Source organism: Halorubrum sp. AJ67, assembly GCF_000513435.1.
The window spans coordinates 39,582-41,604 of the sequence record NZ_CBVY010000016.1 but is presented as its reverse complement, the minus strand read 5'-3'; the positions used below and the strand labels follow the sequence as shown (position 1 = coordinate 41,604).

The following is a 2,023-nucleotide window of genomic DNA, read 5'->3' as shown; positions in this document are numbered from 1 at the left end:
GGTCACCGTGGTCGCCGAGGGGTCGGTCGCCTGCGCGACGGTCGTGGCCGCCCCGTTCGCGTCCGCCATCCGCAGCGACTCCCGCGACTCGACGCGTTCCAGTACTCGGAGGTTCCTGACGAGCGCCTCCTTCGAGAGGGCGTTCCCGCTGACGTGGATCAGCTGGGTCGACTCGCCGTTAGCCGCGAACGGGTCCTCGAACTCCTCGTTGACCGCGTCGAGCGCCTCCTGTTCGTCGAGCCCTTCGGTGAACCCCTCCGTGGGTTCGGTCTCGGTGGAGACGAGCCCGATCCCCCCCGCGAACACGGCGGTCAACAGGAGGAACGCGACGACGACCGCGCGCGGGCGGTCGACGATGACGTCGTTGAGGCGTCGTATTCCCGCCTCGATCCGCTCGCCGAGTCGCATCGCTTACCGCCTCCGGTACCAGACGGCCGCGCCACCGGCCGCGAGGACGACGAGCACGACGACGATCGGACCGATCGGCAGCCCGCCGCCCTCGCTCTCCGTCACGTCGATCGGTACCCGGACCGTGTCGGACAGCTGGCTGTCGCCGTTGGCGTCGTCGTACCGGAAGTCGAACGAGATCGGGTACGTGCTCCCGGGCGTGGCCGACCCGGTCGCGCTCAGGTCGAAGGTCATCGTCACGGTCTCGCCCGGTTCGATCGTCTGCGCGTACCCCGTGTCCGTGTCGCCGGTCGCGATCGGATCGTCGGTGAACAGCCGGGCCTCGACGTCGCCGACCGTCTCGTTGAGGTTGTTCGTCACCTCGACCGAGAGGGTGCGCTCGCCGCCCGTCTCGAGCGTTCGGTCGGCGACCGCGACGTCGAACCGGTCGCGCTCGGGCGCGACGTCGAAGAGGAGCTCCAGGTCCTGATAGGCCCGCCGTTCGAGGTCGGCGGTGCGGTACTGGACCGCGACGTCCGCGGTGCGAGCGACCGCCTCGGCCTCGCCGCCAACCTCGATCGGCAGCCGGAAGTCGGCGGACTCGCCCGGGTCGAGCGTGCCGACGGCGACCGAGCGTTCGACGGGGACGACGTTCGGCGACTCCTCGGCGTACTGGACGACGACGTTGCGCGCGGTCGCGGGGCCGTCGTTGGTGACCGTGCCCCGGAGGTCGCCCTGTTCGCCGACGTAGAGGTCGGAGTCGACGTCGTCGATCGAGAACCGCTGTTCGGCACCGGGACGGACGCTCGCGGACGGACTCTCGTCGACGCGCTGGTACCCCTCGCTCGTGTCGAAGGTCACCGTGCCGTCGAGCGCGTACTCGCGGACGGGAGCGCCGGCCGCGAAGGCGACGTCGTAGGTCACGGCCGTTGCCTCGCCGGGCTCCAACTGGCCGATCCGGGCGGAGTCACGGGGACTCTGCCCGAAGGTGAGTCCGGCGCTCGCCGACTCCAGCGTGACCGTCGCGCCGCTGGCGGCGTCGGCACCGACGTTCTCGACCTCGGCTTCGAGCGTCCCTTGGTCGCCGACCCGCGCGTCGGTCGTCACGTTCGTGATCTCGAAGCGGGCGTCGTCGCTCACCTCGACGGTGACCTCGCGGTCGACGGTCTCCTGCCGGTCGTAGACGACGTTGCCCGACTGCTGGTAGGTGTGGGAGTACCGCACCTCGACGTCGATATCGTAGGTGCCCGGTTCGACGTCGCTCGGGACGCCGACCGCGATCGGTGCCGAGCCGGGCTGATTCTCGGTGACAGCGCCGATCGCCACGGTTCCGGTCTCGACGGTGAGCGGGGTGCCACCGGCGTCGGCCTCGACGCGAACGTTCCGCGCCGTGGTGACCACCGCACGCGAACTCGACGGCCCCAGGTCGAGGTCGCCGTCGTTCGTCACTTGGAGCGTGACGGAGTTGGTCTCGCCGACGTTGACCGTCGGCTGTGCGACGGAGACGGCCAGCTCCGGCGTCCCACGGATCGTCGCGCCGGCCCGTCGCTGTTGGTACGGCGGTCGCCGGACGTGCCCCGGTAACCTAAACTTCGTATAGCATACATAGTCGTGGGAGGGCAAGGACGCACAGGGG

1 protein-coding gene and 1 pseudogene (1 of these 2 running past the window's edge) are annotated in these 2,023 nt (G+C 70.2%); both read right to left on the bottom strand.

Annotation, left to right across the window (positions count from 1 at the left end; translation table 11 throughout):
* Nucleotides 1-408 (bottom strand): annotated as a pseudogene (locus BN903_RS18785) (hypothetical protein); it reaches 243 nt to the left of the window's first position.
* Between the two features lie 3 nt (nucleotides 409-411).
* Complete coding sequence (locus BN903_RS12100; protein ID WP_228841097.1) at nucleotides 412-2,010, bottom strand: COG1361 S-layer family protein; 1,599 nt, start codon at nucleotides 2,008-2,010, stop codon at nucleotides 412-414.
* Nucleotides 2,011-2,023: the final 13 nt, after the last annotated feature.